20 protein-coding genes and 1 tRNA gene are annotated in these 25,027 nt (G+C 32.7%); 13 read left to right on the plus strand and 8 right to left on the minus strand.

What is annotated here, in order from left to right; all coding sequences use genetic code 11:
• Nucleotides 1-223: 223 nt before the first annotated feature.
• The 3 genes from LNP27_RS14475 to LNP27_RS14485 all read left to right on the plus strand — a co-directional run bounded on the left by LNP27_RS14475 (nucleotide 224) and on the right by LNP27_RS14485 (nucleotide 3,858).
• The gene (locus LNP27_RS14475; protein WP_229942341.1) at nucleotides 224-787 is read left to right on the plus strand and encodes a porin family protein; all 564 of its coding nucleotides are present in this window, start codon (nucleotides 224-226) and stop codon (nucleotides 785-787) included.
• A gap of 75 nt (nucleotides 788-862) precedes the next feature.
• The gene (aroQ, locus tag LNP27_RS14480; protein WP_229942342.1) at nucleotides 863-1,276 is read left to right on the plus strand and encodes a type II 3-dehydroquinate dehydratase; all 414 of its coding nucleotides are present in this window, start codon (nucleotides 863-865) and stop codon (nucleotides 1,274-1,276) included.
• 95 nt (nucleotides 1,277-1,371) lie between these two features.
• Nucleotides 1,372-3,858, plus strand: coding sequence for a DUF5686 and carboxypeptidase regulatory-like domain-containing protein (locus LNP27_RS14485; protein WP_229942343.1), 2,487 nt, complete (start codon nucleotides 1,372-1,374; stop codon nucleotides 3,856-3,858).
• An 84-nt stretch (nucleotides 3,859-3,942) separates the two neighbouring features.
• Here the strand turns inward: LNP27_RS14485 and LNP27_RS14490 are convergent, their stop codons facing one another.
• The 4 genes from LNP27_RS14490 to LNP27_RS14505 form a co-directional block, all read right to left on the minus strand.
• On the minus strand, nucleotides 3,943-4,812 hold the full coding sequence (locus LNP27_RS14490; protein WP_229942344.1) for a cation diffusion facilitator family transporter: 870 nt from the start codon (nucleotides 4,810-4,812) through the stop codon (nucleotides 3,943-3,945).
• Nucleotides 4,813-4,918: 106 nt separating this feature from the next.
• A complete protein-coding gene (gene murA, locus LNP27_RS14495; RefSeq protein ID WP_229942346.1) occupies nucleotides 4,919-6,229 on the minus strand; it encodes a UDP-N-acetylglucosamine 1-carboxyvinyltransferase in 1,311 nt (436 codons plus the stop codon).
• Between the two features lie 82 nt (nucleotides 6,230-6,311).
• Nucleotides 6,312-7,037, minus strand: coding sequence for a DUF4290 domain-containing protein (locus tag LNP27_RS14500; RefSeq protein WP_229942348.1), 726 nt, complete (start codon nucleotides 7,035-7,037; stop codon nucleotides 6,312-6,314).
• 85 nt (nucleotides 7,038-7,122) lie between these two features.
• Nucleotides 7,123-7,407: a DUF493 family protein gene (locus LNP27_RS14505; protein WP_229942349.1), complete on the minus strand. Its 285-nt coding sequence runs from the start codon at nucleotides 7,405-7,407 to the stop codon at nucleotides 7,123-7,125.
• Nucleotides 7,408-7,553: 146 nt separating this feature from the next.
• On the opposite strand from LNP27_RS14505, the gene LNP27_RS14510 reads away from it, so the two are divergent.
• From LNP27_RS14510 to LNP27_RS14530, 5 genes are all read left to right on the plus strand, one after another.
• Complete coding sequence (locus tag LNP27_RS14510) at nucleotides 7,554-8,093, plus strand: AAA family ATPase (RefSeq protein ID WP_229942351.1); 540 nt, start codon at nucleotides 7,554-7,556, stop codon at nucleotides 8,091-8,093.
• Between the two features lie 58 nt (nucleotides 8,094-8,151).
• On the plus strand, nucleotides 8,152-10,047 hold the full coding sequence (locus LNP27_RS14515) for a RecQ family ATP-dependent DNA helicase (protein WP_229942353.1): 1,896 nt from the start codon (nucleotides 8,152-8,154) through the stop codon (nucleotides 10,045-10,047).
• Nucleotides 10,047-10,994, plus strand: coding sequence for a methionyl-tRNA formyltransferase (fmt, locus tag LNP27_RS14520; protein WP_229942354.1), 948 nt, complete (start codon nucleotides 10,047-10,049; stop codon nucleotides 10,992-10,994). The genes LNP27_RS14515 and fmt overlap by 1 nt, the downstream gene beginning before the upstream one ends.
• A gap of 178 nt (nucleotides 10,995-11,172) precedes the next feature.
• Complete coding sequence (locus LNP27_RS14525; protein ID WP_026706853.1) at nucleotides 11,173-11,445, plus strand: HU family DNA-binding protein; 273 nt, start codon at nucleotides 11,173-11,175, stop codon at nucleotides 11,443-11,445.
• 117 nt (nucleotides 11,446-11,562) lie between these two features.
• A complete protein-coding gene (locus LNP27_RS14530) occupies nucleotides 11,563-12,123 on the plus strand; it encodes a YqgE/AlgH family protein (RefSeq protein ID WP_229942355.1) in 561 nt (186 codons plus the stop codon).
• Here the strand turns inward: LNP27_RS14530 and LNP27_RS14535 are convergent.
• Complete coding sequence (locus LNP27_RS14535) at nucleotides 12,120-12,959, minus strand: aminotransferase class IV (protein WP_229942356.1); 840 nt, start codon at nucleotides 12,957-12,959, stop codon at nucleotides 12,120-12,122. The genes LNP27_RS14530 and LNP27_RS14535 overlap by 4 nt on opposite strands.
• Before the next feature lie 54 nt (nucleotides 12,960-13,013).
• Nucleotides 13,014-13,406 (minus strand): START-like domain-containing protein, encoded by a 393-nt coding sequence (locus LNP27_RS14540; protein ID WP_229942357.1) that lies wholly within the window; start codon nucleotides 13,404-13,406, stop codon nucleotides 13,014-13,016.
• Between the two features lie 153 nt (nucleotides 13,407-13,559).
• Here LNP27_RS14540 and LNP27_RS14545 point away from each other — a divergent pair.
• Nucleotides 13,560-13,633: transfer RNA gene (locus LNP27_RS14545), tRNA-Met, on the plus strand.
• Between the two features lie 125 nt (nucleotides 13,634-13,758).
• Here the strand turns inward: LNP27_RS14545 and LNP27_RS14550 are convergent.
• Together LNP27_RS14550 and LNP27_RS14555 are read right to left on the minus strand one after the other, a co-directional pair.
• Entirely contained in the window at nucleotides 13,759-14,742 is a 984-nt protein-coding gene (locus LNP27_RS14550; protein WP_428979024.1) for an ISAon1 family transposase, read from the minus strand.
• Complete coding sequence (locus LNP27_RS14555; protein WP_229942359.1) at nucleotides 14,723-15,088, minus strand: ISAon1 family transposase N-terminal region protein; 366 nt, start codon at nucleotides 15,086-15,088, stop codon at nucleotides 14,723-14,725. The genes LNP27_RS14550 and LNP27_RS14555 overlap by 20 nt, the downstream gene beginning before the upstream one ends.
• A 666-nt stretch (nucleotides 15,089-15,754) precedes the next feature.
• Between LNP27_RS14555 and LNP27_RS14560 the strand changes: the two genes are divergently transcribed.
• The 4 genes from LNP27_RS14560 (at nucleotide 15,755) to LNP27_RS14575 (ending at nucleotide 25,025) form a co-directional block, all read left to right on the plus strand.
• Nucleotides 15,755-18,451, plus strand: a complete 2,697-nt coding sequence (locus LNP27_RS14560; RefSeq protein WP_229942360.1) for a substrate-binding domain-containing protein — start codon at nucleotides 15,755-15,757, stop codon at nucleotides 18,449-18,451.
• A 482-nt stretch (nucleotides 18,452-18,933) separates the two neighbouring features.
• Nucleotides 18,934-20,253, plus strand: coding sequence for a sugar porter family MFS transporter (locus tag LNP27_RS14565; RefSeq protein ID WP_229942361.1), 1,320 nt, complete (start codon nucleotides 18,934-18,936; stop codon nucleotides 20,251-20,253).
• Nucleotides 20,254-20,256: 3 nt separating this feature from the next.
• A complete protein-coding gene (locus LNP27_RS14570) occupies nucleotides 20,257-21,855 on the plus strand; it encodes a glycoside hydrolase family 32 protein (protein ID WP_229942362.1) in 1,599 nt (532 codons plus the stop codon).
• Between the two features lie 20 nt (nucleotides 21,856-21,875).
• Nucleotides 21,876-25,025, plus strand: coding sequence for a SusC/RagA family TonB-linked outer membrane protein (locus LNP27_RS14575; RefSeq protein ID WP_229942364.1), 3,150 nt, complete (start codon nucleotides 21,876-21,878; stop codon nucleotides 25,023-25,025).
• Nucleotides 25,026-25,027: the final 2 nt, after the last annotated feature.

The following is a 25,027-nucleotide window of genomic DNA, read 5'->3' on the forward strand; positions in this document are numbered from 1 at the left end:
AATTTTTATCAAAATATTGTTTGGCAACAACTTACATAAAAAGGAAGAATACTTATTCATAAAACAAACACTTTCAAAGTAAAAAAGTTAGAATCAAATGTAATTTTGGATTAGTTATTGAAATGTCACAATCGAATTAGTAAACAATAAATAATTAAAAAAATAGTTTACTTAGAAGTCCCATTTCAATTAATAGTAATCAATTTTAAAAAAATTAAAAATTATGAAAAAAATAATTGTAGCCGCAGTAATTCTTTTTGCAGGATCCTTAAGTATGAATGCACAAGCCATAAAATTTGGATTCAAAGGTGGTTTGAATTACGCAAATCAAACTGGAAGCGACATAACAGTCACTACTAACAATTACAAAAAGGAAGCTATTACCAGTTACCATGCTGGATTGCTAGCAGAAATTAGATTAACAGACGGTTTTGCGATCCAACCCGAATTACTATATTCAACGAAGGGCGCAACTTATAAAAATGCAGTGGAGGAATTCAAAAATGAATTAGGGTATATCTCTATTCCAGTGTTAGCAAAAATCAGCTTAAATAATGCAATTAGCTTAGATGTAGGACCGCAAGCATCATTCCTATTAAGCGAAAGAAAAAATGTTATTTTTAAAGAGTCTGAAACTTTTGAATTTGGAGCTGCAGCAGGCTTAAGTTTAAACATTACTAAAAACTTTTTTGTACAAGGTCGTTATGTTTTAGGATTGACAGAAGCGTCTAAAGATGCAGACGTAAAGAATTCAGTAGTGCAATTTTCTGCAGGATTTAAATTTTAAAAATAATAAAATTAAATTATTCAAAACCGTTCCTTTAATTGGAACGGTTTTTTTATTTTTACCAAAATAGGAATTATGAAAATCGCCATCATTAACGGACCAAATTTGAATCTGCTAGGCAAACGTGAACCAGAAGTTTATGGTAGCCTAACTTTTGAAGAGTATTTCACGACATTACAAATACAATTTCCTAGTATAGAATTTACTTATTTTCAAAGTAATATCGAAGGTGAGTTAATTGATAAAATTCAGGAGTTTGGTTTTTCATTTGATGGTATAATTCTAAATGCAGGTGCTTACACTCACACATCAGTAGGAATAGGCGATGCAATAAAAGCGATTACTACTCCAGTAGTTGAAGTTCATATTTCGAACACCTTTTCCCGTGAAAGCTTTAGACATCAATCCTATATTTCAGGTAATGCCAAAGGTGTTATTCTAGGTTTTGGATTGAAAAGTTATGAATTAGCAATACAGTCATTTTTATAGGATTTCTATATTATGTGACTATGCTATAAATGTTTAACAAATAATTAATACGCTCTTTTTAAACTTCTTCTATTTTTGTGAGAGAAAAAACTTTCATGAAAAAATACTACTTTCTAATATTCCTTTTAGTCTCTGTTCTATCCAGTGCGCAAATAAAAGGCACTATAACCGATGAGAAAGGTACCCCATTACCTTTTGTCACCATACTTCAAGAGAACACGTTTAACGGGACAACTTCAAACGAAGAAGGGTATTACGAATTCAACTTAAAAGAGAAGGAAAAACTAACGATTATTTTTCAGTTTTTAGGTTTTAAAACCCAAAAAGCAGCTATCCAAACAGACAAATTACCGTACACTTTAAATATTAAAATGGTTGAAGAAAGTCTTTCACTCAATGAGGTAGTGATTAACAAGAAAGTAAATCCAGCCTTGGCAATTATAAAAAAAGCAATTGCCAAAAGAAAAGAAAATACCGAAAAGACCAATCGATTCAATGCTGATTTTTATTCGCGAGGTATTTTTAAATTAAAAAATGCTCCTAAAAAAATATTCGGTCAAAAAATTGGTGACTTGAATGGAGCTTTAGATTCTACTGGAACTGGCATTATTTCGCTCTCAGAGACTTTTTCGAAACTATCGTATGAAAAGCCGGATAATTTAAAGGAAGTAGTAACTGCTTCAAAAGTTAGTGGGAACGACAATGGTTACAGTTACAATACCGCCCGATCATCATTCTATGATTTTTATGACAATACGGTGGAATTTGGTATAAAAATGATTTCTCCCATTGCGAACAATGCCTTTTACTATTATAGCTACAAGTTAGAAGGAACATTTTTTGATGAGAATAAGAACATGATCAACAAGATTAAAGTCATTGCAAAACGAGATAGCGAACCGGTTTTTGAAGGATATATTTATATTGTTGAAGATTCTTGGGCAATTTACGCGGTAGATTTAGATATAAAAGGATACCGAATGAAACAAGAATTCGTTGAGGTCATGACCTTAAAGCAAAATTTCAGTTATAATAACACCAACAAAATTTGGGCAAAAAACACACAAAGTTTAGATATTACTGCAGGTGCTTTTGGGATAGGATTTACTGGTAAATTCAACTACGTTTATAGTAACTATGAATTTATAAAAGCATTTGCACCCAAAACGTTTACAAATGAAATTACTCGAATCGAAATTGATTCCAATAAAAAAGACAGTCTTTTCTGGAGCAACCGCAGGCCTATTCCATTAACAATAGAGGAAAATACCGATTACTACAGAAAAGACAGTATCTATAAAGTTCGAAACTCCGAGAAATACCTGGACTCAACTGACGCAAAAGGAAACAAATTCAAATTAGGAAAGTTATTGACGGGCTATACTTTTAAAAATAGTGCCAAAAAATACAGTTTGAGTTATGAAGGTTTATTAAATGTAGGGTCACTTAGTTTTAATACTGTCCAAGGTTATAATTTCGATTCCGGTTTTAGATATTCCAATCGAAAAAATCAGGAAAGCAAAGGAAAATACACAACAATAAGTACTAAATTTAATTACGGTTTTGCAGAAGATCGGTTGCGTGTAACAGGAAAATATATACACCGATTGAACAAAATAAATTATGCGACATTGTCGATAAGTGGAGGAAGTTCTGTAGAGCAATTTAACCCAAATAACCCCATAAGCAAAGCCATCAATACGATTAGTTCATTAGCTTTTAGAAATAATTTTATAAAATTGTATAATTTAGAGTCGGCTGCATTAGGATATAGTCAAGATGTTGCAAATGGCGTGAACTTAAATGGTAAAATAGAATATCAGCAGCGTAAACCATTATTTAACAATACTGATTTTTCTTTATTAAACAAAAGTGATTTTTATTCTTCTAATAATCCTTTGGATCCAAATAATTTTACTACTTCTCCATTTGAGAAACATCATTTAACTAAAGCTGCTTTTACTGCAAGAATCAATTTTGGAAATAAATATTCCTCTCGACCTGATGGAAAATTTAATATTAGAAATGAAAAATATCCAACATTATATTTAGGTTTCGAAAAAGGATTTGCCTCTAATGAAAAAAGATATGAATTTGACCACCTCAACGCTCGATTAATTTATGATTTGATTTTGGGTAATAAAGGTCTTTTAGGATTAAGTCTAAAAGCAGGAAAATTTTTTAATGCTGAAAATATCGCTTTTATGGATTATAAGCATTTTAACGGCAATCAAACTCATATTGGTCAAAGCGAGCGCTATTTGAATGTTTTCAACTTGCTGCCCTATTATTCTAATAGCACAAATGATAGCTATTTTGAACTTCATAGCGAATACAACGATAAAGGATATATTATGAATAAGATTCCTTTATTAAACAAGCTAAAATCAACTTTGAATCTAGGTTTTCATTCACTTTCTACGCTAACTAATAAACCTTACAATGAAGTAACTGTTGGATTAGACAATTTAGGTTTTGGCAAATTTAAAATACTTCGAATAGACTATGTACGTTCATACCAAAGTGGGTTTAAAGGTGACGGCGTAGTTTTTGGACTTAAATTTTTAAATATTCTGGAGTAATCCTCTACGGGCCCATGAATAAGAATTTTTCAAAAAAAGGCATTAGAAATAAAATCTAATGCCTCTTATATATTAAATCCTAATCTAGTCATTGGGTTCGATATGAATTAAAACATGTCCTAATTCAGGTATTCTTTCTCGTAACGTATCCTTTAGTTTGTGCGCCAAATCGTGGCCTTCTTTTACGGTAATATCCGAGTTTACTGTCGCGTGTAAATCAACGTGATATTTCATTCCAGCTTTTCTAATAAAGCATTTTTCAGTACCTATAATTCCGTCAACTTGTAGTGAAACAGCTCTAATTTTTACTATTAAATCATCGTATAAATGCTCATCCATGATTTCGCCCAAAGCAGGTCTGAAAATCTTGTAACTGTTATATAATATAAATCCTGATGCAAATAATGCTGCCCAATCGTCAGCTGCTTCATAACCATTTCCTAAAAACAAAGCGATTGAAATTCCTACAAATGCCGCTACAGAAGTAATAGCATCGCTTCGATGGTGCCAAGCATCAGCTCTTAGTGAGGAACTATTTGTTTGCACGCTCCTTCTCATCACTACTCTATATGAGTATTCCTTCCAAATAATGATAGCTCCAAGAACAATTAAAGTCCACGATTTTGGTAATTGATGTGGAGTTTGAATATTTATTATACTTTCGTAAGCAATTATAGTTGCTGAGGTGATTAAAAAACCTACTACTAAAAAAGTAACAAGTGGCTCAGCTCTACCGTGACCATAAGGATGATTTTTATCAGCTGGCCTGGCAGAATATTTTATTCCAAACAATACTAATAAAGAGGCAAAAATATCAGTCGTCGATTCAATTGCATCTGCAATTAGTGCATACGAATTTCCAAAAAAACCAGCCAAGCCTTTTATAATGGCCATACATGTATTTCCTATAATACTAAAATAAGTAGCCCTTATTGCTGTTTGTACCCTTGACATGCGCTTTGTTATAAAATGAATTTAAAAAAAATCGTTTAAGTAAACCGAACTCAATTTAAAATTGTTCTTGACTTACTTAAACGAAATTATATGTGATTTAGGTTATTTACTCCCTTACAATTTTAGCTCCAATCGCTCTCAGCCGTTCGTCTATACGCTCGTACCCTCTATCTATTTGTTCAATATTTTGAATCGTACTAGTTCCTTTTGCAGAAAGTGCTGCAATTAATAATGAAATTCCAGCTCTAATATCTGGTGATGACATTGTAGTCGCTTTTAGTTGAGATTCAAAGTTATGTCCCATAACTACAGCACGGTGCGGATCACATAACATGATTTTAGCTCCCATATCGATTAGTTTGTCAACAAAGAACAACCTGCTTTCAAACATTTTTTGGTGAATCAAAACGTCACCTTTTGCTTGAGTGGCTATTACAAGAACAATACTCAATAAATCCGGAGTAAATCCAGGCCATGGAGCATCTGCAATCGTTAGAATTGAACCATCGATATCTGTTTTAACTTCATATCCATTAGTGTGAGCGGGAATATAAATATCATCGCCTCTACGTTCTAAGGTAATTCCTAATTTTCTAAATGTATTTGGAATCAAACCAAGGTTATCCCAACTAACATTTTTTATAGTAATTTCAGATTTTGTCATAGCAGCTAGACCAATCCAGCTTCCTATTTCAACCATATCAGGAAGAATACGGTGTTCACAACCGCCTAAACTCTCCACTCCTTCTATTGTCAGTAAGTTAGATCCTACTCCAGTAATTTTAGCCCCCATAGAGTTTAACATCTTACACAATTGCTGTAAGTAAGGCTCACAAGCAGCATTGTAAACCGTTGTTATTCCTTTAGCTAAAACAGCAGCCATAACAATATTAGCAGTACCAGTTACAGATGCTTCATCTAATAACATGGCAGCTCCAGTCAATCCTTCAGGTGCTTCAACACCATAAAAATGATCTTCTCTATTATATCTAAATTTAGCACCAAGATTGATAAAACCTTCAAAATGGGTATCTAATCTTCTGCGTCCTATTTTATCTCCACCTGGTTTTGGAATATATCCTTTTCCAAAACGTGCTAAAAGTGGACCTACAATCATAATCGAACCTCGCAACGAACCGCCTTCTTTTTTGAATGCTTCTGTTTCAAGATATCCCATATTAACCTCATCCGACTGGAATGTGTAAGAACCAGGTCCATTTTTTTGTATTTTAACTCCTAAATTTCCTAAAAGCGTAATCAGTTTATTGATGTCAATAATATCAGGAATATTATTGATTGTAACTATTTCAGGAGTTAAAAGAACGGCACATAAAATTTGTAACGCTTCATTTTTTGCACCTTGTGGCGTGATTTCACCTTTTAGACTTGCACCGCCTTCTATTTTGAAAATTCCCATTTTATTTTTTTAGTTTTATTAGTATAAATTAATGAGCTAAAAATTGCAACTAAAAATATTTAGCCATCAACTAATACCAGTTTTACAAAGGTTTTCTATTTTGATTTTTGTGAGTAGGATTTGGCTTCCCTGTTTTTGAATTCTTATTACTAAGAATTTTTGGTTGCCCTACTGGTAAGATTTTATTAGAAACTCTTTTATTGGTTCTCAATAAATCAGTAGTGTTTAATAACTCCTCTTCACTCTGTAATAAATTCAATTTTCCATCAGATAGTTCGTATAAATGTTCGAAAATAACATCATCTTTCACAGTATCTTTATTCCAACTCAAATAGGATTTCTTCATGTGATTGGCAATTACTTTTACTAAAGCATTTTTCATCTCACCCTCTTCCCATTTATTAGCAACATCAATCATATATTTAATGTTGTTACCATAAAACCTGTATTTGGGAAAATTCTGCGGATATTTTAACACATCAGGTTTCAATTGCAACACTTCACGAGATGGAATTGGATATGGCGAATCAGCAACTAATTTAAAATCAGACATAATAAAAAGCTGATCCCATAATTTGTGCTGAAAATCTAGTACATCACGCAAATGAGGATTCAAACTCCCCATCACTTGTATAATGTATTTTGCAGCTTTGTTGCGCTCTACATCATCCTCAATTTTAGTAGCTTGATCAATTAATTTTTGCAAATGACGTCCATACTCTGGAATAATTAAATGCGATCGCTCAGCATTGTATTCCAAATGATGAACCACATCGTTTGCAACTTCTTTAATATATTTTGAATTCATATTCGAATTTATAATTTTTAACTTTATTGATACCTACGGCATGAATTATAATAATTCAACGCTAATCTATAAAAGTATATTTTATTTAAAGGGAAACAATACCTTCAATTGTAGAAACTTCAAGGTATTTATCTACTATTTCTTGGGAATCTTTCATTGTAACATCAATAGAAATACTAGTAAACTTTCCTGTTTTGGATTTTTTAGTATTTATAACCGCGCCCATACAATCAAAAGCCTCTTCTACGCGCTTAATTTTCTCATCATCAGTAGGCACAATAAATTTAAATAAGTATATCGCTGGCCAAGTATTACTATTGTCCAACTCTACTTTTAATCTATCGTAGAATTCTTTAGTTTTCTGATCCATTTTCTATTTTAAATAAGGGCAAATATACGGTTTCATTAGTAAATTATGAATTATGAAATATGATTTTTTGCTTATTACTATTTTAAAAGCAATGATTTTTTCAAATTCCAATAAGTTTAAGTAAATTTGCGCCTTATTTTTCAAAAGTGCAAACAAAAATCATAGTTATTATTGGCGGTCCTGGAACAGGTAAAACCACTATCATAGATGGATTAGTCGCTAAAGGACATTGTTGTTATCCCGAAATTTCTCGGGAAGTAACTTTGGAAGCAAAAAAGCAAGGCATCGAACAGTTGTTTCTTGAAAAACCTTTATTATTTAGCGAATTACTACTTGAAGGTAGAAAAAAGCAATTTCAAAATGCTTCAAATGAGTCTTGTGAAGTAGTATTTATCGACAGAGGAATTCCTGATGTTTTGGCCTACATGCACTATATAGGTGATAGCTATCCTGCCACTTTTGATGCTGCTTGTCGCGAACATTTATATTCAAAAATCTTTATTCTTCCACCGTGGGAAGAAATTTACATCAGTGATGAAGCTCGCTATGAAAACTTCGAACAAGCAAAACTAATTAATAAACATCTTATAGAAACCTACCGAAATTACGGCTACGAGTTAATAGAAGTGCCAAAAGATACCATGGATAACAGAATTCTTTTTATCTTAGAGGAAATTTCTAAATAATTTACGAGTTTAGAATTAACTTTTTGGGATATTTAGAATGATCTGAAACTTGTAATCTATGCCAGAAGCAGTAGCGCTACTCCAAAAATATTGGAAACACAATAAATTTAGATCGCTTCAAAAAGAAATTATCACGTCAGTTTTAAAAGGGCATGATACTTTTGCATTGATGCCTACCGGAGGGGGAAAATCAGTTTGCTTCCAGATTCCGGCTTTAATGAATGACGGTATTTGCTTGGTGATTTCACCACTAGTGGCACTAATGAAAGATCAAGTAGCTAATTTACAAAAGCGCAACATCAAAGCGATTGCGCTAACTGGCGGTATCCGTTCAGAAGAAATGATTGATTTGCTCGACAATTGTCAATTTGGGAATTATAAATTTCTTTATCTATCACCAGAAAGACTTCAATCCGATTGGATTTTAGAACGAATAAAAAATCTACCTATTAATTTAATCACAATCGATGAAGCACATTGCGTATCGCAATGGGGGCATGATTTTCGTCCTGCTTACTTAAAGATTTCTGAATTAAAGAAACATTTCCCAAAAACACCTTTTCTAGCTCTGACAGCTACAGCAACTCCAAGAGTAAAAAAGGATATAATCACCGAGCTAGGTTTACATGAACCAAAAATATTTGAGAAGTCGTTCGCCAGAGAAAACATAGCTTATATGGTATTTGAAGTCGAAGATAAACTTTTTAGGATAGAACAAATCCTAAAGAAAAACCCACAAACTTCTATAATATATGTTCGAAATAGAAAATCATGTTTAGAAATTTCGTCCCAATTACAATCATTAGGATTTAAAGCAACGTATTATCACGGTGGACTTTCGTCCAAAGAAAAAGATAAAAATATGCAATCTTGGATGGATGAAGAGGTCCAAGTAATTGTAGCAACAAATGCTTTTGGGATGGGAATTGACAAAGCCAATGTAAAAACCGTTATTCATATCCAACTACCAGAAAACCTGGAAAATTATTATCAAGAAGCAGGTCGAGCTGGCCGTAATGGCGAAAGAGCTTTTGCAATATTATTGACTAGTCCATCTGATATTATTCAGGCAGAAAATCAGTTTATCAATATTCTTGCTGACAAAAAGTTTTTAAATGTGATGTATTTAAAGCTTAATAATTATTTTCAAATCGCGTATGGCGAAGGAATCAACGAACAATTCACTTTCAATTTGCATCGCTTTTGTTTGAAATACGACTTCCCTACATTGAAAACATATAACGCTCTACAATTCCTGGATCGTCAAGGAATTATTACTTTATCTCAAGAATTTTCAGAAAAAATCACATTGCAATTCCTTATTCCATCTAAAGAAGTAATGCGATATATGAGTTTGAATCAAAATGACGAAGAGATTATGTTGGCCATATTACGAACGTATCCTGGAATTTATGAAATGCAAACAGCTTTTAATTTAAAGTTAATAGCAAAAAAATCAAATCATAAAGAATCTGAAGTCCTAGCCGTTTTATATAAACTAAAAGAAAAAGAAATTATAGATTATCACTCTAAAAATAATGATGCAACCATACTATTTAATGAAATTCGTGAAGATGAGCGAACAATAAGTAGGGTTTCAAAACATTTAGAGAACCAAAATCAGTTAAAAAAAGAGCAGCTTCAAGCGGTTATTAATTATGTTAATGAAAAATCAGTGTGTAAAAATAAATTGATTTTAAATTACTTTGGCGAAAAATCAGCTATTGACTGCGGTATTTGTTCGTTCTGTATTACCAAGAAAATTAAGAAAAAAGACGTTACATTACTTTCAAAAGAAATAATCACCTTGTTACAAACAGAAGATTTGAATTCGAGAGATATTCAAAATAAAACAAAAAACAGTGCAGATGAAGTTATCTTTGTACTGCAGGAGTTGTTAGAAAACAATACAATTTTGGTTAAACCAAATAATAAATATACTTTAAGATACTAATGGAAAAATTACGAATTGTTTTTATGGGAACTCCAGAGTTTGCTGTGGGAATTCTCGATACAATAATCAAGAACAACTATGAAGTTGTAGGCGTTATTACCGCTGCAGACAAACCAGCTGGTCGAGGGCAAAAATTAAAATATTCTGCTGTAAAAGAATATGCACTAGCAAACAACCTAACGCTACTGCAACCAACCAACTTAAAAGACGAAGATTTTTTAAATGAATTAAACGCATTGAATGCAAACTTGCAAATTGTAGTTGCCTTTAGAATGTTACCAAAAGTGGTTTGGGAAATGCCTTCTTTAGGCACTTTTAACCTTCATGCTTCACTCCTACCTAATTATCGTGGTGCAGCACCAATAAATTGGGCTATAATAAACGGAGAAACTAAAACAGGAGTCACTACTTTTTTTATAGATGATAAAATTGACACTGGTGCCATGATTTTAAATTCTGAAATAGCAATTGACGAAAACGAAAATGCAGGACAATTACACGATCGATTAATGAATTTAGGAAGTACTACTGTAGTTGACACTTTAGAGTTGATACAAAAAGGAGATCTAACAACAATAGTACAAAAAGATAATGCTGATATCAAAACAGCGTACAAACTCAACAAGGAAAATTGCAAAATAGATTGGTCAAAGCCAGCAGTAGAAATAAATAATCTAATTCGAGGATTAAGTCCGTACCCTGCTGCTTGGTGTTTTTTTACTGACAAAAGCGAAGAGCTAACCGTGAAAATTTATGAATCTAAAATCCTTATTGAAGAGCATAATCACAGTATAGGTTCTGTAATTTGCACGAAAAAAGAAATGAAAGTTACCGTAAAAGATGGATATATTCAAATATTGCAAATACAATTTCCAGGCAAGAAGAAAATGAGCACCGCAGAATTATTAAATGGCATTTCTTTTTCACTTGATACAAAAGCTTATTAACATCAACAAAAACGGGGGTTTGTTAAGTTTAATATCAAAAAACGATTCATTTATCAACAAAAAAAATAAGTTATCAACAAAATAAATTAAATTAACACAAAACACTTGCAAGGAACGTATTTCCTACTAAATTTGCGTATCAACAATTTGTATAACCAACAATTAATAACTATTTATTATGAACAAATCAGAATTAATCGATGCTATAGCTGCTGACGCAGGAATTACAAAAGCTGCAGCAAAATTAGCTTTAGAGTCATTTTTAGGAAATGTAGGAGAGACTCTTAAAAAAGGTGGAAGAGTATCTTTAGTAGGTTTCGGATCATGGTCTGTTTCTGCTAGAGCTGCTAGAGATGGTAGAAATCCTCAAACAGGAAAGACTATCCAAATAGCTGCTAAAAACGTAGTGAAATTTAAAGCAGGTGCTGAATTAGAAGGAGCAGTAAACTAATTTTACCCCTCTTATATAATTAAAACCTTCCATCTGGGAGGTTTTTTTATACGTTTTATCGATTTTATTTGCCAATATTATAATAAAAAAACTAAATTTATTAAAAAATAGAATCAGATGATTACAGATAAATTAAAAAAAGGACATTTGCTTATTGCAGAGCCTACAACGATAGGAGATTTATCATTCAATAGATCTGTTATTTTATTAGCTGACTATAACGAAGAAGGTTCTATTGGCTTTATTATCAACAAACCCTTAAAGTACACTATACACGATTTAGTACCAGAAATTGCTGCACGCTTCAAGATTTATAATGGAGGACCTGTTGAGCAAGACAATCTCTATTTTATTCACAACATTCCTGAGCTAATTCCTAACAGCATTGAAATATCAAACGGTATTTATTGGGGAGGCGATTTTGAATCAACAAAGGAGCTCATTAACAAAGGTCAAATAAACAACACCAACATTCGATTTTTCTTAGGATACACCGGTTGGAGTGAAAAACAATTAGAAAGCGAAATGGAGAGCCATTCCTGGATTATTAACTCTAATAGTTACGAGAATAAAATCATAGGAAAGTCAGCTACACACTTCTGGAAAGAACAAATAAAAGAATTAGGAGGAGACTATCTAATCTGGCTAAATGCGCCAGAAAATCCATATTTGAACTAACTAGCACTTATCATTTCATTAAGTTCCTCTAACAATTGAGTAGAAACTTTAGTCGCAAAGCTTTTTTTACGATATTGTGTTATAGGCTGAATACCTTTGATAACATTAGTTATGAATAATTCATCCGCTTTTTGTAAATCAAATGGAGATATCACCTCTTCAACTATTTCTAAATTTTCTATTTTTTTTGCCATATTTAGAATTTGCTTTCTCATTACTCCATTCAAGCAACCCTCGGAAACTGGTGGAGTAATTAGTTTAGTGCCCAGTAGCATAAAGATGTTTCCTTGTAAAGCTTCAACAACATTCTTACTATCATTTAGCAGCAAACAATTATCTAAGCCGTTTTCATCTGCAAAAATACTTCCTGTTATATTTATGATTTTATTAGTTGATTTAATTGACGACAGCAATTGTTTTGTGATATAGAAATCTTTGTACAAATCTACCTCGTAATGCTGCTTTTCAAATGAATAAGATACATTTTCAAGCGCTACAGCATTAATCAAAAAAGAAACCGTATTATCTAGAGGTAAATAATAACCTCCATCGTTTCGATACACTGTAATTCGCGCACGAGAAGATGCAGATAATGAATTCGCGTTTACGACAGAAAGAATCTGCTCTTCGAAATATTCCATTGTAAAGTTCATTGGAATTTCCATTCGAACCACTCGCATAGAGGACATTAATCTAAAATAATGATCCTCTAAGAAAAGAATTTTATTGTTTATTATTTTAACCGTTTCAAAAACCCCATCACCATATAAAAAAGCACGGTTTTGAGTCAATACATTTGCATCCTTAGAAAGGATAGATCCATTAAAATTAATCATAAAAAAAGCCCTAAGTAAATTTAGGGCAAATATAAGTCATAAAATATGATTTTTCTATACAGAACCAATTAGATGTTTCAAATCAGAAATTTGATTTTCCCATAATAAAGTTGCTTCTTCCACCTCGCCTTTTTCGGCAAAATCAACCACCATTAAAGAGACATCTTTAGTAAGTTCATCTACTAATATATGCAATTCGAAAAAGTACTCTGTATCTTTACCTTTATCATCAACCCATTTAAATTTTACCTTTTCACCTGTTTTTTTCGAGGCTAGTCGTGCTTTTTCCTCCGAATCATTCCAGATAAAAGTAAAAAATTCACCACGAGAATTTACATTATCTGCAAACCATTCAGACAATCCTGATGGAGTCGATATATATTGATACAATAATTGAGGCGAAGAATTTATAGGAAACTCGATTTCGTAACGTACTTTCTGATCCATGAGCTGCATTTAATTTTTCGGAAATATATAGATTATAAGTACAAAAAAAAAACATTTTGAAAAATATTTTTTTTTCTTTAAAATATGTTTGCACGCATTAATATAATTTCTATATTTGCACCCGCATTCAAGGACAACAATCCATGAGTATTTGGCGAGGTAGCTCAGTCGGTTAGAGCGCAGGATTCATAACCCTGAGGTCACGGGTTCAACTCCCGTCTTCGCTACAAAAACAAACCCTTAAACATCAACCGTTTAAGGGTTTTTTATTGAAATAAAATCTTGAACTAACTTAGATTTTGGGGATCAACACGAAAACGGATCAACACGAAAACCTGTGGAGCAGCAAAAATTAAGCATATATATTCGTTAGTCGAAAAAGGAAAAATTCTACATTCCTAACACCTCTGAATCGTGATCTAAATGCTTTTATTTTTGCATTGAAAGATTCTGCTGAAGCATTAGTACTTCTATTGTCAAAGTAGTTCAATATTGTTTGATAGTGAGTCATAATGGTACGGGAGATTGTACCGAAAGACTTAAACCCAGATTGATTTACTTTTTCATGCCATTTGGCTAATTTCGCAAAAGCAATAATTTTATCCGTTGTGTGCTCAAAGATGCCACGAAGCTCTTGAGTTAGGTTATATCCTTTTTGAATATCAGGATATAATTCAAATAGTAAGCCAGCACGTTCTATTTGGTTTGGTGTCCATTTAGATTTGTTTTTATACAAGAAATAACGACTCCTTGCCAGTAATTGTTTAAGAGTATCGCCATTAGAGAGTGTTTTAGATTCGAAATTTACTTTTGACTTCCTTGCTCGTTCTATTGCGTCATTTTCTTGATCTATGGCTTCCCAACGATATTTGATCCTGATTTCCTGGAGTGCTTCTGTAGCCAGCTTCTGCACATGGAAACGATCAACAACACGAGTTGCATTAGGAAAACATTTTCGAGCAATTAAGCCCATATTACCGGCCATATCCAAAGTAATTTCTTTGACTAGGTTTCTTTGTTTAAAAGGGATTTTTTCAATAATTGATATTACTGTTTCTGCTTTAGTTCCTGCAACCATGGCTACAATGGTTCCTTTCTTTCCTTTAGCAGATTTACTGGTCAGAATTGTATAGAGCTCTCCGTTAGAGAGAGATGTTTCATCTATAGATAAATACTTTCGAATGTTCTTAGGGAAAAGAAGCCATTTTTTAGCATGTCCTAGTTGATCCCAAGTTTTAAAGTCACTTAAGTAGTCTTTGTATTGAGACAACAAATTTCTCCCCTTAACTCCATAAAAAGAAGCGATAGCATTACAATCATTTGGGCTGGAATCTATTGATCTCTTTTAAAAAAGACGCAAACTCCTGTGTTACACGAGTTCCGTCTGCTACTAAATTCCAATCTCTAAAGACCACTTTGCCAGTATCTTCGTTAAGCCATCTTCTTCGAGTGATATGAAGATATACCTGATGTCCACGAATAGGAAAATCTTGAACCGTTATCTCTTCAAAGAATCCTTTTGAACTCAATTTAGATCCTCGGTATTCTTCAGGAATTGAATTGATCTCCTTTAGATACAAATGAATTATCTCGTCTCCTTTTTTATAGGACGTAAGTTCAAAGTAGTCTACTATTATTTCTGGTAACAATAATTTAAGGATCTCGATAAAAGAGTCTTGCATTGGTATGTAATTTAGCAATACAAATATCTAGATTTTAATATTTCCCCACAACAATATGTATTGATCCGATTTTGGATCAAGCGCAAAAGGGATCAAGCGCAAAAGTGGGATCAAAGCGACTAAACCAATAGACGATTGTAAAATTGTGATAAAAATAATAGTGATTAATCATTCTACTTATGTTTCCACAGATCTATCAATACATATTAATTTTCAATTGCTTAATTAATGCTATCATATGCCCTTACATCCAATTTATCTTGTTTGTAAGACAAACTTCCTTAAAGAAAAGTAACCTTCAAAAGCTTGATTATATAATTTATTGAGGCAGAATAAAATAATCATACACTTTAAATCTGGATAAACTTTAATTTTATTGCAATTTTAGAAACTTCAAATACCATTATGCTAATAAAATGATACTATCATTTTATTTTATATATTTGTTTTGAACCTTTCTAATAATTTCTAGAAAATATAGTCAGAAACAAAAACTTTCTTAACTGCCCTGCCCCCTATAAAGTTATATACTTTTGAATATAAAAAAAACGGACTACTCCTATTTTTTATATCATATTTCAAAGTCGTTAATCGTAATGGGTTAACGATATACTATAATTAGCCAACCAAACCATGACAAGAAGCATCTTTTTTTATATCCTGCTTTTGAATTTCATTTTCCTACAGACCTCTTGTAATTCAACAGCTAGAGAAGAACGTGAAATTTCAATAGGCTTTTCACAAAGTGTTGGAAATGATTTATGGAGAGTTTCAATGAATCATGCAATGGAAGTCGAGACCTCTCTTCACCCCAACGTCAATTTGACTATATATAACGCGCATCAGCAGGCTAAAAAACAAATTCTTGACATAGAGAAGTTTATTGATAGTAAAGTTGATGTAATCATAATTTCTCCGTTCGAATCTGACTCTATTGTTCCCGTTATAGAAAAAGCCAAGGCTAAAGGCATACCTGTTATTTTAATAGACCGAAAAGCAAGCACAACTAATTACACTACTTATATAGGTGCAGATAATATTGAGGTTGGAAGATTAGCAGGAAAATACATCGCTGCTTCGTCAAAAGGGAATGCTACTGTAGTCGAAATTAAAGGAGATTACACAACTTCGCCAGGAGTAGAAAGAAGTGAAGGTTTTAAACAAATTATTAGTAAATACCCCGGAATCAAAGTGCATACCGTAAGTTCTTTGGGCTCTGAATATCCAAAAAAAGAATTTGTCAGATTATTAGATAGTTTACAAAATATAGATTATGTATTTGGCTATAATGATATTATCGCATATAATGCCTGGAAAATAGCTAAAAGTAAAGGTTTAGGAAATAAATTAAAGTTTATAGGAGTTGATGGTCTTAATGGTCCATTTGGAGGAATTCAATTGGTTAAAGAAGGAGTTTTGAGTGCTACTATTTTGTATCCTACAGGAGGTAGTGAAGCAATAAAATTAGCCTTGAAAATTGTACATAATGAAATAGTTCCCAAAAAAAACAAACTTTCTACAACAATAATAGATTCGCTTAACGCAGATATTATGAGTAATCAATTTGACAGAATATCTATTCAACAGTCAAATATTGAGGAACAGCAAAATATCATAAAAAACAAGGGGAAAGAATATACAACTCAAAATAATTTATTGAAACTATTATTTGCATTATTTATTTTAACATTATGTCTGGCAGTGTATAGTATCTATTCTCGTATTGCGATTAGCCGCAAAAAAGAGGAATTAGAAGTAAGAAATAAAAAAATTAAAAGTCAAAGAAATGAGATTAAAAAATACTCCGAAGAACTAAAACAAAGCAATGAAGCACGTTTGAACTTCTTTATGGGTTTATCACATGAATTTAAAACGCCGTTAACTTTAATTTTAAGTTCTGTAGAGTCTCTGGGAACAGAACTCAAAAACAAGGGGAATTCTGTCAACAAAGAGATTAATTTAATGTATAATAATTCTAGAAGGTTGCTGCGATTAATCAATCAATTATTAGACTATAGAAAAGTTGAAGAGGAAAAATTTATATTAAAGGCTTCCATCACTAATTTATTTGATTTTTCAAATAATATTATTGCGGATTTTGAAAGAGAAGCAAAGAAACTTAATATCGATTTCTCTTTGGTAACAAACAACCCTGACCTTGAGGTTTATATTGATCGTAATTTGATGGACAAAGTTTACTTCAATTTGCTTTCCAATGCCTTTAAATTTACTCCAGCAAAAGGGAAGATTTCTATTGTGATAAATGAGAATAAATTGAAGAAAGAGGTTAAAATTTCTTTTAAAGATTCTGGCATTGGAATACCAGAAAATGAATTAAAAGAGGTGTTTCGTGCTTTTTATCAAGGTTCTAATAATTTTAGAAATAGCTCTGGTATTGGTCTTCATCTGTCCAAAAGTTTTGTTGATTTACACAAGGGAAGTGTCGAAGTTCAATCGAAAAATGGAACTGAGTTTATTATAAAGTTACAAATAGGAAAAGAACATTTAGACCCTAAAAGTATAGTGAACACTCCAGCTTTAGACTTTGTTAATCAGAATGATTATCTTGACGAAGAAGTTGTCCCAAACAGTGAAATTACAAATTCTGATGATAAATATTCTATTTTATACATCGAAGACAATGTGGATTTACTTGATTTTATGGCTCAAAAACTATCTGTTGAATTTTCAATTTATACTTCTGACGGGACTGATGCTATTGAACGAGCATTAGATTTGATTCCTGATGTGATTGTTTGTGATTTGAATTTACCAGAGAAAAATGGATTTGAAATTTGTCAAATTCTCAAGAAAGATTTAAGGACGTCTCATATCCCGATAATTATTCTAACTGCTTCAGACGATCAGGATTCCTATTTAAAAGCCCTCGAGAGTGGTGCCGATGTTTTCCTAACCAAACCATTTAGTTTAAAAGTATTGGTTCAGTCCATAAAAGGATTGGTTTTTAATCGAGAAAAATTACGTTTTTATTACTCTAATAACATTGCAAATATTGTAAATAATGAGGATGTCAATTTTGGTAGTTCAGAACAGAATTTTCTAAGAAAACTTAATGAATTAATAGCCATGAATATTGACAACTCTATTTATACTGTCGAGGATTTGGCTAAAGACTTAAATATTTCTCGCGTACAATTATATCGTAAAGTAAAAGCAATTTTAGGGATTAGTGTTAGTGATCACATCAATAACATACGGTTAGCTAAATCAAAAGATCTACTTGTAAATTCGAATCTAACTATTTCTGAGATCGCATATGCAGTTGGGTTTTCTTCTCCGAATTACTTCTCAACCACTTTTAAAAATAAATATGGAGTGTCTCCAAAGGAATTCAAAAAATAAAAACGAAACTCATAAATAAGGTTTAGGCTGTAGTTAGTAGCTTTTCTATTATATTCTTAAATCTGTATGAACATCATTATTTTCTGAGTTAATCTTCTTTTAAAATCTACCTATTTCAAAATTAAGCATAACCATCGAAATATACTTTTGATGGTTTTTTGCTTCTACTCATGAACTCCGACTTTTAATTTCTTTTAACTTTTATTCAATATAGCATTAAAACTAATTATTATAGAAGTATTGATCTCCTTTAATTCCTTTTTCTAATCAATAACGATGCAACATGGTTCTACTTTATGTAACATAATTGTAACTATAACGAAGTAGTAAGTATTGTTTTAGAAGTTAAAATCGCTGGTTTTACACGTTTTAGCCGCAGATAATGTGTTTTATTATAGGTACTGTACGACATTGTAACATCTGTAAATTATAATTGTTTTTATTACACATAGCTTAGCAATTCAATATAATAATTATAGATAATGAAAAAAATAGCAGTTTGGGCATTAATAGCTTCGTTAGCAGGTTTCCTTTTTGGATTTGATACTGTAGTAATTTCAGGAGCAGATAAAAATTTGCAAGCGATTTGGAATTCATCTGATGCTTTTCACGGAACAGTTGTCATGGGAATGGCATTATGGGGTACAGTTCTAGGTGCCATATTTGGAGGGATACCAACTAATAGAATAGGACGAAAGAATACCTTATTAGGGATAGGAGTTTTATTTTTGGTTTCAGCTATTGGTTCTGCTTTTGCAAATGATCCGATTGTTTTTGCTGTTTTTAGATTTATTGGAGGTATCGGAGTTGGTGCTTCAACAATTGCTGCGCCAACGTATATCTCAGAGATTGCTCCCGCAAAGGACAGAGGAAAATTAGTAGCGTTTTATCAATTCAATATTGTTTTAGGAATCTTAGTTGCCTTTCTTTCTAATTATTTATTGAAAGACATTGGAGAAAACTCATGGAGATGGATGATGGGTGTTGAAGCATTTCCGGCTATAATATATGTATTGCTGGTTTTATTTATTCCTAAAAGTCCTAGATGGCTGTTATCTAAATTTAAAAATGATGAAGCCAGAAAAGTTTTGCAGTTGATGGGGCAAGAAGCTGACTACGAAAAAATGAAGGAGGAAATAGAGCTTGATAACGACAACGCCGCAATTGCAAACGATACTATCTTTTTGAAAAAATACAGAACTCCTTTGATATTGGCTTTTTTAATGGCTTTTTTCAACCAGCTGTCAGGAATTAATGCATTCTTATATTATTCAAGTAGAATATTTCAGGAAGCCGGTCTTGGCGAAAGTACCGCTTTGCTGAGCAGTATTGGTATTGGTGTTGTGAATTTGTTATTTACTCTGCTAGGTGTATTTCTTATTGACAAATTAGGTCGTAAGATTTTAATGTACATTGGTTCTGTCGGGTATATTATATCACTTAGTTTAGTGGCAATGGCCTTTTTCTTTCATTGGGAAGGAATGGCAGTTCCAATATTTTTATTTCTTTTTATTGCGGCACATGCAATAGGTCAGGGTGCTGTAATCTGGGTATTTATTTCAGAAATTTTCCCCAACCATCTTAGAGCATCAGGGCAAGCCTTTGGTAGCACTACACATTGGGTTCTGGCAGCAATAATTCCATCATTAATACCGTACTTATTTTCTACAGTAGGAGCTGGTACAGTGTTTTTGTTTTTTGCAGTGATGATGGTTTTTCAACTTTTGTTTGTTGCTTTCATGATGCCCGAAACAAAAGGAATTTCATTGGAAGAATTGAGTAAAAAATTAATTAAAAAATAAATTATGAAAACAATAATTAGAAAACAATTTTTCAGGCTCTCGTGTTGCATTCTCGGATTGGTTGTCTTAGCAGGATGTAAGCAATCATTATTTACTGAAAAGAAAGATTATACTGAAGCAGAATTGTATAGACCAAATTTTCATTTTACCCCGCAAAAAGGTTGGATGAATGATCCTAACGGGATGTTTTATTACAATGGCTACTACCATCTTTTTTATCAATACTATCCAGATTCAAATGTTTGGGGACCTATGCATTGGGGACACGCAATAAGTACAGATCTTATTTCCTGGACAGAAAAACCAATCGCCCTTTACCCCGACGAAAAAGGATATATCTTTTCTGGAAGTGCAGTTGTCGATGTAAATAACACTTCAGGTTTTGGAAGCTTACAAAATCCTCCTATGGTTGCGATGTTTACGTACCACGACATGAAAATGGAAAAAGCAGGTGAAATTAATTATCAATCACAAGGAATTGCATATTCATTAGATGAAGGTTTGACTTGGACAAAATATGAAGCTAATCCTATTATTAAAAATCCAAATATTAAAGATTTTAGAGACCCTAAAATAACTTGGGATGCCATTCATGAAAAATGGTTAATGGTTTTGGCAGCGGGAGATAAGACTATGTTTTATGGTTCTAAAAATCTGAAAGACTGGGAACTACTTTCTGATTTCGGAAAAAATATTGGGGCTCATGGAGGTGTTTGGGAATGCCCAGATTTTTTCCCGATACAAGTTGAGGGTACTGATGAATATAAATGGGTCATGTTATTAAGTATAAACCCTGGTGGTCCTAATGGTGGTTCTGCTACGCAGTATTTTGTTGGTGATTTTGATGGAAAAACATTCACGCTGGATGAATCTTTTGCTAAAGATGTAAAACAACAAAAAGGGCTATGGATTGACTACGGCAAAGACAACTATGCAGGTGTTACTTGGTCAAATATATCTGAAGTTGATGGTAGAAAGTTGTTTATAGGTTGGATGTCAAATTGGGATTATGCACAAAAAGTACCAACAGAAACTTGGAGAAGTAGTATGACGATTCCCAGAGAACTAGGACTTGTAAAAGAGAACGGTCATTATATTGTTTCCTCTAAACCTGTAAAAGAATTACAAAATTATATCACTAAGACAATCAAAAAAGAATCTCTTAAAATAGACAGAGAAACGATTATCATCAATAAGGCACTAGTCGATTTATCTAAAGTGGATATTAGCTTTTCTTTAAAAAATCTAAAAAAGGATGTTTACACTTTTTCGTTTTCAAATGATTCAAAGAATAAAATACAATTTGGAATCAATAAAGAGGATAATTACTTTTTTATAGATCGATCAAAATCTGGAAACTTAGCCTTTTCTGATGCTTTTGCAAATAAAATTTCAAAAGCTCCATTCACAGCAGACTTTGATAAAATGGATGTAAGAGTTATCGTTGATAAAACTTCAATTGAAATATTTTACAATAATGGAAAAACGGTTATGACAGAAATATTTTTTCCAGATAAACCAATGCAATATTTCACGGTTTCTAATGCTAATGCAGAATATACCATTGAAAACTTAATTATTAACCAACTAAATTTTAACTAAACCACATAAACCAACTAATTATGAAACACAAAATAATTCTTTACTTAATCCTGATGGGGTCCTTCTTTTCAATATCGGCCCAAAATATAGGAATCAAAGGAGTAGTAACTTCTTCAGATGATGGGATGACTCTTCCAGGAGCATCAGTACTGGTATCAGGTACAAATATAGGGACATCTACAGATATTGACGGTCAGTTTACAATTAATAATGTAGATAAAAATGCAACATTAATATTTAGTTATACAGGTTATGCTACACAAACTATTAAGCTTAATGGACAAACAACTTTAAATGTTTCATTGAAATCAGAGTCTCTTAAATTAGATGATGTTGTTGTAACTGGTTACTCTAGAGAGAAAAAAGCCGATTTAACGGGAGCGGTAACTATCGTGGATTTGAAACCCATAGAAGGACAAAGTATGAGCTCTGGTAATGCTATGCAAGCACTCCAAGGGAGAGTTGCTGGTTTAGCAATTGAAAAATCAGGAGATCCAAGTGGTGCAAATAGCAAAATTTTGATTAGAGGTGTAAGTACCTTGGGGAATACCGATCCTTTGTATGTGATTGACGGGGTTCCTACTGTTAGGCCAGAGGTATTTGCGAGCTTAAGTCCTAGTGTAATCGAATCCGTTCAAGTTTTGAAAGATGCTTCGGCTTCTTCTATTTACGGTTCTCGAGCAGCTAATGGAGTTATTATTGTAACCACAAAAAATAGAGCTAAAGGGGATGTTACTGCGGTTTCATTTAGTACTAACGTTTCAGTCCTTTCTGAAAAGAAACAACGCTATAAAATGCTTAATGCTATAGAAAGAGGTAAAGTATTATGGCAAGCATCTGTAAATGATGGTGCTGATCCAGCCGGTGGATATGGCGAAATTTATAATTTTGATTGGAATAATAATTTTGCTAATCCAGTCTTAAACAGCGTAAGCGTAAAACCATTTGTAGGAGGTGATAAGAACGTGCCTGTAGGTGATACTGATTGGCAAGATACAGTATATCAAACAGGATTACTTATAAATAATGACTTGTCTGTTTCTGGAGGATCTGAAAAAGCAAATGCAGTTTTAAATCTTGGATATCTGGATAATTCAGGGATGCTAAAATATACTAACTATGACAGATATTCTGCTAGACTTAATGCTAATTTTAAATTGTTTAATGACAAAGTAAGATTTGGAGTTAACTCTCAATTTACACAATCTGACGAAAGAAGCGCAGCTAATGATGTAGGTAGTGCGCCAACGCCAGGATTAGCAATATCTATTGCTCCTACTATTCCTGTTTATACTAATACTGGAGGGTATGGTGGTCCTATTGGATCTGGATATTCAGATAGAAACAATCCATTGTTGATGCAATATCTAAATAGATGGGATAATTCTAGAAAAATATCTTTATATGGTAATGTATTCACTGAAATTGATATCGTAAAAGGATTGGTTTTTAGAAACAGTATTGGTATGGACTTTAATGATTTTAAACGCAAAGACATTGAACCAACGGTAAATAATGGGTTTATTACTAGAAATGTAAATAGTTTGACCTTAGACACTAATAAATACTCAAGTTTAACCATTTCAAACACTTTGAATTATAATTTAAAAATTTCGGATCATAAGATTGGAATTCTTATTGGAACTGAATCAATTAAAACAGATTTCAATTCATTGTTTGCTCGTGCAGAAGGATTTGCAGTAGAATCAGAATCATATTTTACACTTGCAGCAGCAACTGGTGCAAGAACTAATAATGGAATAACAACCGGAAGTCGATTGCTTTCCCAATTCGGAAAATTTAATTATGCTTTTTCAGATCGTTATTTAGCTTCATTCACCATTCGTAGAGATGGATCTTCAAGATTTGGTCAAGATAATAGATATGGTATTTTTCCAGCAGTAACTGCAGGATGGAGAATTAACAATGAAAAATTCCTTAAAAATGTTTCGGCAGTTTCAAACTTGAAATTACGTGCTGGTTACGGAGAGGTGGGGAATCAATCTATTGGTGATAATGCTCGCTTTGGTTTGTTTGAAACGAGATATGGTCCTAATCAAAATGTATATTTCCCTGATTTTTTTAATGTTTATTATAATGTGGGTACAGCCTACGATTTGAATGGTGCTAATACTGGAAATTTACCTTCTGGTTTTGTGTCTACACAAGGCGTAAATTCAGGATTAAAATGGGAAACGACGAAGGAGTATAATGTAGGTTTAGATTTTGGTTTCTTGGGAAATAAATTGTCAGGTTCATTTGATTATTTCTCTAGAAAAACCGAAGGTATCTTGATTGTACCACCTGTGGCATCTGCTGTGGGCGAAGGACAACAACGTTCTGTAAACGGTGCTAATACTGCTAACAGAGGATGGGAACTTAGCGTAGGTTATGGCGAAACCTTGGATAACGGCTTGACTTTTAATGTGACTACTAATTTTGGTGCGACAAAGAATAAAATAACTGAATTACCAGAAGAGGTGCGAGCTGCCTATCCTGGGACAGCGGCTAATTCAATTGTAGGGCATTCACAGTTTGAGGTTTTTGGATACAAAACTGATGGTTTGTTTCAAAGTCAAGCTGACATAGATTCACATGCTACACAAGTGGCAGCCAGATTAGGAGGAATTAAATATATTGACCTTGATGGTAATGGTGTGATAAATTCTGAAGATAGAACTTTCATTGGAAGCACATTGCCAAAATTAGAATATGGAATCAACATTAGTTTAGGGTATAAAGATTTTGATTTTTCTGTCTTTGGATCCGGTGTAACAGGTCGTATTGGACAAGATCCATATATCTTTTGGAATAATTTTGTTCAAGGTAGAGAAAATGCGGGACCTGGAACCTTGAATGCTTGGACACCTACGAATACAAACACAGATGTTCCTTCCCTTTCTTTGGCTAATAATGACAATCAAGCATCCGATTATTTTTTCAGAAACAACTCGTATTTCAAAGTTAGAAACATGCAACTTGGATATACACTTTCTGAGAAATTAGTAGAAAAAACAGGATTCATAACAAATTGTAGGGTTTATGCACAGGGAGAAAATTTATTTTGGTTTACACCAAAAGGATATATCGGTCAAGACCCAGAACGCACAGATGTAAATAGAATACCAGTTCCAACTACATATTCATTAGGTTTAAACATTAATTTTTAAGC

The sequence above is a fragment of the Flavobacterium galactosidilyticum genome (assembly GCF_020911945.1).
GTDB lineage: Bacteria > Bacteroidota > Bacteroidia > Flavobacteriales > Flavobacteriaceae > Flavobacterium > Flavobacterium galactosidilyticum.

Excerpts from the sequence above, each read along its gene's own strand:
- LNP27_RS14535 (WP_229942356.1), bottom strand. The coding sequence starts at position 12,959 with ATGATTAATTTTAATGGATCTATCCTTTCTAAGGATGCAAATGTATTG.
- LNP27_RS14530 (WP_229942355.1), top strand. The coding sequence starts at position 11,563 with ATGATTACAGATAAATTAAAAAAAGGACATTTGCTTATTGCAGAGCCT.
- LNP27_RS14485 (WP_229942343.1), top strand. The coding sequence starts at position 1,372 with ATGAAAAAATACTACTTTCTAATATTCCTTTTAGTCTCTGTTCTATCC.
- LNP27_RS14525 (WP_026706853.1), top strand. The coding sequence starts at position 11,173 with ATGAACAAATCAGAATTAATCGATGCTATAGCTGCTGACGCAGGAATT.
- fmt (WP_229942354.1), top strand. The coding sequence starts at position 10,047 with ATGGAAAAATTACGAATTGTTTTTATGGGAACTCCAGAGTTTGCTGTG.
- LNP27_RS14505 (WP_229942349.1), bottom strand. The coding sequence starts at position 7,407 with ATGGATCAGAAAACTAAAGAATTCTACGATAGATTAAAAGTAGAGTTG.
- LNP27_RS14500 (WP_229942348.1), bottom strand. The coding sequence starts at position 7,037 with ATGAATTCAAAATATATTAAAGAAGTTGCAAACGATGTGGTTCATCAT.
- LNP27_RS14575 (WP_229942364.1), top strand. The coding sequence starts at position 21,876 with ATGAAACACAAAATAATTCTTTACTTAATCCTGATGGGGTCCTTCTTT.
- LNP27_RS14475 (WP_229942341.1), top strand. The coding sequence starts at position 224 with ATGAAAAAAATAATTGTAGCCGCAGTAATTCTTTTTGCAGGATCCTTA.
- LNP27_RS14565 (WP_229942361.1), top strand. The coding sequence starts at position 18,934 with ATGAAAAAAATAGCAGTTTGGGCATTAATAGCTTCGTTAGCAGGTTTC.
- LNP27_RS14570 (WP_229942362.1), top strand. The coding sequence starts at position 20,257 with ATGAAAACAATAATTAGAAAACAATTTTTCAGGCTCTCGTGTTGCATT.
- LNP27_RS14555 (WP_229942359.1), bottom strand. The coding sequence starts at position 15,088 with ATGCAAGACTCTTTTATCGAGATCCTTAAATTATTGTTACCAGAAATA.
- LNP27_RS14490 (WP_229942344.1), bottom strand. The coding sequence starts at position 4,812 with ATGTCAAGGGTACAAACAGCAATAAGGGCTACTTATTTTAGTATTATA.
- murA (WP_229942346.1), bottom strand. The coding sequence starts at position 6,229 with ATGGGAATTTTCAAAATAGAAGGCGGTGCAAGTCTAAAAGGTGAAATC.
- LNP27_RS14540 (WP_229942357.1), bottom strand. The coding sequence starts at position 13,406 with ATGGATCAGAAAGTACGTTACGAAATCGAGTTTCCTATAAATTCTTCG.
- aroQ (WP_229942342.1), top strand. The coding sequence starts at position 863 with ATGAAAATCGCCATCATTAACGGACCAAATTTGAATCTGCTAGGCAAA.
- LNP27_RS14515 (WP_229942353.1), top strand. The coding sequence starts at position 8,152 with ATGCCAGAAGCAGTAGCGCTACTCCAAAAATATTGGAAACACAATAAA.